Source organism: Mesorhizobium sp. M7A.F.Ca.US.006.04.2.1, from assembly GCF_004022915.1.
GTDB lineage: Bacteria > Pseudomonadota > Alphaproteobacteria > Rhizobiales > Rhizobiaceae > Mesorhizobium > Mesorhizobium ciceri.
In genome coordinates this window covers 1-6,029 of sequence record NZ_RZQA01000359.1, presented here as the reverse complement: position 1 = coordinate 6,029, position 6,029 = coordinate 1, and the positions used below count along the sequence as shown (strand labels likewise).

1 pseudogene is annotated in these 6,029 nt (G+C 64.9%); it reads right to left on the bottom strand.

The annotated features are described in order from the left end of the window. A pseudogene (locus EN925_RS19350) lies at positions 1-5,999 on the bottom strand (hypothetical protein); the annotation flags it as partial. Between the last annotated feature and the right edge of the window lie 30 nt (positions 6,000-6,029).

Below are 6,029 nucleotides of genomic sequence, written 5' to 3'. Positions count from 1 at the left end.
CTCGCCCCTGGAATGCCCCCGCCCGCCGTGACGGCGCTGTTCAGTGTCACCGTGTTGAAGGTGAAGACGCCGGTGTTGCCGGCGTTGATCGCCATAATGCCGGCAGTCGTCGCCGCGGCAACGCTCGTGTTGCCGGTGACGGTGAAGGTACCGGCGATGCCGTCGAAAATGATGCCGCCGCTGCTGCCGCCTGAACTGATGCTGGTCACCACCATGTTGACGGTCAGCGGATCGAGATCGAACGCCGCGCCATTCCCCGTGAAGACGCCGCCGCTGCTGCTGTTCAGCGTGAAATTGGTGGTCTTGGTGTTGGCTAGGACGCCGGTGCCGCCATTGTTGAAGACGCTGAACGCGCCGAGATCGAGGGTGCCGCTGGTGTTGGTGAAGCTGAGGCCGTCGCCCTGGACGCGCCCTGGGCCTGGTGAGCCAACACCGATCGTTCCGGCGCTGACAGTGCCGCCGGCGCCGTTGGAGTCGAAGCGGACATTGTTGAAGGCGATGCCGCCGCCAGTGCCGCCGAGCACAGTGTTGTCGGCAAAGGACTGGATCTCGACCGAGTTGTCCGTCGCGCTGATGTTCTGGCCGGCAAAGGACGCGGCCAGCGCCGATCCCGTCGATTTCAGCGTATTGCCGTCGATCGAAAGCAGAAGCGTGTTGGCCGGCGCAGCTGATGTGGAGAAATCGAGCGCCCTGCCGCCGGCCGCGATGTCGTTGTTGCGGAGGAAGAAACTGGAGGCGGACGTCGCGTTGACGGCGACACCAGTGCCGGTGCCTGTGTTGCGGATGATGAGGTTCTGGAGGCCGCCGGTGACGACGCCCGAGCCTGATGTCGCCAGATCGACCACCGAGCCGGCTGTGTTGCTCTGCAGGATCGGCCGTAGCGTGTCGATGCCCGCCGGTGCCGCGATGATCGGCGAGTTTTGCACGGTGGTGAAATGGAACGCAGCCGAAGCGCCGGCGCTGGTATCGACGCCAAGCTGCGAGACATCGACGGCCGCGTCGTCGCTCTTGAAGGCGAGCAGTACCTGCCCGTCATCGAGTTGGAACGACGTACCGCCGAGGTCAATCGTCGCCTGGCCGCCGTCGACGTTCTTGTTGATGAGCACAATGACATTGGCGGTAGATGCCTGGGCGTTGGCATAGGTGCCTGGATTGAGCAGGCTGCCGTCGCCAAGGGCGGTGGCATCGGCGGTGACATAGTAGACCTTGTACGAAGACAGGTTCGACGTGTCGCCGCTGAAATTGACGTCGTTGAAATTGTAGTCGCCATTGGTCGGCAGCGTGTCGGTGGCGTGGATGACCTGGCCGTTGCCGAAGGTCTCGATCTTCGATTCGGCCGGGCTGCCGCCGTCGCCGAACACCAGCCTGGCGTTGGTGGCGCTGGAGAACTGGACGCCCTGGGCGACCTTGGTGATGGTCGACGTCTGGCCAGCCGGGCCAGGATTGTTGTTGAGGAGGTCACCGAGCTGGATCGTGCCGGTGCCGGTCGTGCCGGCCATGTCGATGCCGATCGACCCTGTGGAGTTGCCTCCATCGACATCAAAATCGTCCGCCGTGATGGTGCTCGTGCCGAGCGCCGCACCGTTGAGGTCGAGGCCGACGGCGTTGGTGGCGCTGGCCGCGATTCCGATGTTCAGGCTGTCGAAGCTCAGCGCCGAACCGAGCGTGCCGGAAATGTCGACGCCGCGCGAGGTGATGTTCTGCAGGTTGACCGCGCCGAGGTCGATGGCGCCGCCGCCGACATTGTTGAGCGACACCCCGGTCGCGGCGCCGTTGCTCGAAATCGAATCGAAGGTGATGCCGCCTGCGCCGACCGTCGCGCTGTCGAGATCGAGCGCGGTGCCCGTGCCGGTGGTGATGGTGTTGCCGGCGCCGCTGACGCTGACCGTGCCGGCGGCGAAGGTGCTGGCGGTGAAGCCGGCGCCGCTCGAGGTGGTGATGACGAGGCCGCCATTGGTGAAGGCCAGTGTGCCCGTGCCCTGGGTCGGACCGATGCTGGGGAGCTTGACGATGGCGCCGTTGGCGCCGCTGCTGGTGTCGAATATCTTCGAGGTGCCGGAGAAGGTGGCCGTTCCCTCGGACGATCCGTCAAACAAGACGCCGACGGCGCTCCCGGTATGATTGATCGTGCTCGAAATATTGTACACGCCCTCGGCGTTGCCGCTGAAGGTGAAGACCGCTGTCCCCGGCAGTGCTACTGCCGAGGTCGAAACGACCGAACCGCTCATGTTGAGCTCGCTCCAGTCGCCGCCGCCGACTTGCAAGACGCTGCCCGCGCTGACGTTGATCGAGCCGGTGTAGTTAAGTGTGGCGTGGACAAGATCATTGCCGCCGGCGAGCGTGATCGCTGAACCAGTGGTGCTTGTCGTCGCGCCGATGCTGGCGCTGCCGCCATTCCCGCCAACGTTGACGGTCCCGCTCGAGGTCGTCAATGCGATACCGATCTCGGCGTCATCGATGTTCAGGGTGGATCCGGCGACATTGGCGATGTTTATGGTGCCGACCAGCGGCCCACCAATATCGAACCCTCTGTAGCTGACGTCGAGATCGGTCTTGCCTGTGAAATTGACCACGCCGGCGCCGCTCAGGCCGATCAATGAAGCGCCGATGTAGCCGGTATCCCTCAGGCCGCCAATGTTGACGTCGCCGCCGAGATTGATACCTCCAAGCAGCACACCAGCGCCGGTACTCGTGGATACGGCCGAGACGCTGTCGAAGGCAACGCCGCCGGCGCCGACATTGGCGCCGAACAAGATAAGACCGTCGGCGCCGGAATTGATCTCGTTGCCCGTGCCGGTGACCGTAACGGCGCCGGTGGTAAAATCTCCGAAGGCGATGAAGCCGGTGCCGGTCGTCGTCGTTATGTCGAGACCGCCATTGGTGAAATTGATCGCGGAATTGGTGTTGGGGGCCGGTGTGCCTGCGGGGAAATTGCCAACGAGACCCAGGCTGACGGCGTCCGTCGCGCCCGAGCTGATCACCTTGCTGGTGCCCGAGAAGGTGATCGCGGCCGAGTCGTTGCCGGCAATGACGATATTGCCGCCAGCGGCCGCGTTGGTATCAGTCAGGTCGCCCGACAGCGTCACCGAGCCGCCAGTCATGCTCTGGATCGAAACAGCCGCGCCGGTGCCGTTGCTGTTGATGGTGCCGGCATAGGAGATGATCGCGCTGCCGCCGCTCCCGGCAGTCGTCGAGCCGACATTGAAAGCCGTGTTCGCGCCGGTGTTGGTCAGCGTGCCGTCGCCAATGGTCACCGTGCCGGTCAGGTTCTGCAGGTTGATGCCGCCGCCGGTCAGCGTGCCGGCCGGTCCGCTGTTGGGCAAGGTGCCGCGCGTGACCGTGATGTTGCCGGCGCCGCCATCGACGTCGAGCAGCGTGCCGGCAACGTTGACGTTGTTGTCTGCGATCGACAAATTGGTGTCGAGGCCGGCGACCTTGAACGCCGTCTGGCCCACGGCGACATTGCTGACCGTGACGCCTTCGATGAAGATGCCGCCGGTATTGACGAAGCCAGCCGCGCTCCCGTCGACGAGGAAGACCGAGCCGCTGCCGCCGCTGAAGTCGAAAGCGGTGTCGCGCACCTGGTTGTTGCCGAGCAGATGCAGGGTATCGCTGCCCGTGCTCTTGACCACGCCCTCATCGCCGGTGACGTTGCCGCCAGTAGCGCCGAGATTGCCCTGGACATTGACCGGCTGGACGGTACCGGAGGTGAGGATGGAGGCGCCGTTGCCGAAGCCGATGATCGACTGGCCGGAATCGAGCGTGAACGGGGTGCCGCTGAGATCGACGGTGCCGACAAAGGCGAAGTTCAGCGTGCCGGTCATGGCATCGGCCTCGGCGACCGTGTAGGTGGTCACGTCGGCGCTGAGCCCGTCCGTGTTGGCGTGGACGATGCCACCGCCCTGGGAAATCATGATGGTCCCACCGACCGCGCTGGCCAGATGGGCGGCGCCGGTGAAGTTGACGTCGTCGAAATCATAATTGCCGAGCGTCGGATCGAGCCCGATCGTATTGACGGTGTAGCCGCCGGCGGCGGCGCTGATGGAGGACTGCAGCCCATCGGCGGACGTGCCGTCGCCGAAGGTGAAGTTGGCGTTGGCCGAGGTCGCGGTGGCGCCGCTCGACGACAATTCGACGCCGACGCCGACATTGGAAATGCTGGAGCCGCGCAGGAAGGCGATGGTCTTGTTGCCGGTCGTCGACGACAGGTCGATGCCGCGCGAGGTCAGGCTGCCGGTGCCGGTGATCGTGGTCAGGCCGAAATCGGCCCTTGTCGAGGAACCGCTCGAGGAACCGCTGAAGTCGATGCCGGTCTGGTTGGCGCCAACCTCGTCGATCGTGGTCGTGCCGAAGCTGATATGTTCGTTGATGTCGAGGAACTCGATGCCGGCGGTGCTTGCCGCTCCCAGCGTAACCTGGGTTGTGCCGAAGGTGACCGTGCCATTGTCGGCAATGAAGATGCCGGTGCCGCCAGGCGTCGTCACGGTGACCTCGCCAAAGCTCGCCGATGCCGTGCTGGCGACATTGGTGACGGACAGGCCGGTGCCCGTGGCATTGGTGATCGACAGCGGCGCGGTCACGTTCAACGTCGCGGTGCCGCCGAGGCTGCTGACAAGCGCCCCGCCGCCACCCGTCGCCGACAAGGTCGGGCCAGTGAAGCTGATGGCGCCGCCGGCCGGGGTCAGCGTCGATCCGACATCGAACAGATCGCCGGTGCCGGTCGAGGTGACCGTACCGCTGAAGGTCACCGAGCCGCCGGTGGTGCCGTCGACCTTGACCGCCGCGCCTGGCGCGGTTGCCGAGCTGGAGACGTTGGCCGCTACGCCGACTGTCGCGCTGCCGCCGGAAACGACGACACCGTCGCCAGCGCCCGAATTGGCGATGGTGCCACCGAGGATCGTGATCGAGCCCGTATTGTTGGTCAGGCTGACATCGGTGCCCGCGACATTGGTCGTCACCAGATTGGTGATGGTGAAGGTCGATGACGAAGCGTTGATTGCAAGGCCGTTGATGCCGGCAGCGGTGCCGCCGACAGTGACATTGCCACCCAGGAACTGGCCGCCCGAGACGGCATTGAAGTTGAGCGCCGTGGCCGTCGCAACGCCTGTCGTGATGCTGTCGAACGCCATGCCGCCGGTGCCGATGGTGATGCCGTCGAGATTGATCGCCCGGCCGGTGCCGGTGGTGATCTGCTCCGTGCCCGCGGCCGCGACTGTGATCGTGCCGCCCCCGGTGGCATCGAAGCCGGTACCGGTCGTCGTGGTCAGGTCCAGCCCGCCGGTGAATTTCACCGTGCCGCCGGTGTTGGCGGACAGGTCGATCGCGTTGGCCGAGCCCGTGCTGGCGGTGATCTTGCCGCCGAAGGTGGCGGTGCCGCCGGTCTGGCCGATGATCCTGACCGCGTTGGCCGCATTGGCCTGGTCGATCGTGCCGTTGTAGGTGACGTTGGGCACCGCACCGTTGATGTTGAAGGCTACATCGTCCGTGTTGGTGATGGAACTCGCGGCCGCGAAAGTCAGCGTGCCGCTCGAGCCGCTCCAGATGGCCACGCCCCTGCCGCCGCCACTGATGTCGAGATCGTCGAAGGTGGCGATGCCGTCGAAATTGTTGGCGAACAGCCCGACGTTGGCGGCACTGGTAATCTTGGTGTTGCCGGTGAAATCGACGGTCGCGCTCGAATCGACAAGCACGATGCCGGTTTGAGATGCGGTCTGGACGGTCAGGTCGTCGACCGAGACCGTGCCGGTCACACCATTGAGGTAGAGGCCGGACCCGACATTGCTGGCCGTCACGCCCTGGACGGTCAGGCCGTTGATGCCCAGGCCGTAGATCGCCGAGCCGGAACCCCCGGAAACGTTGAAATCGAGCAGCGTGTTGCCGTTGCCCAGCGTCACGACATTACCGCCGCCGGAACTGGTCAGCGTCGCCGCACCCGCTGAATCCGATATGGATTCGTCATGATGGATGTTGGTGCCGGTGACATTCAACGGCACCAACATCCATCATGACGAATCCATATCGGATTCAGC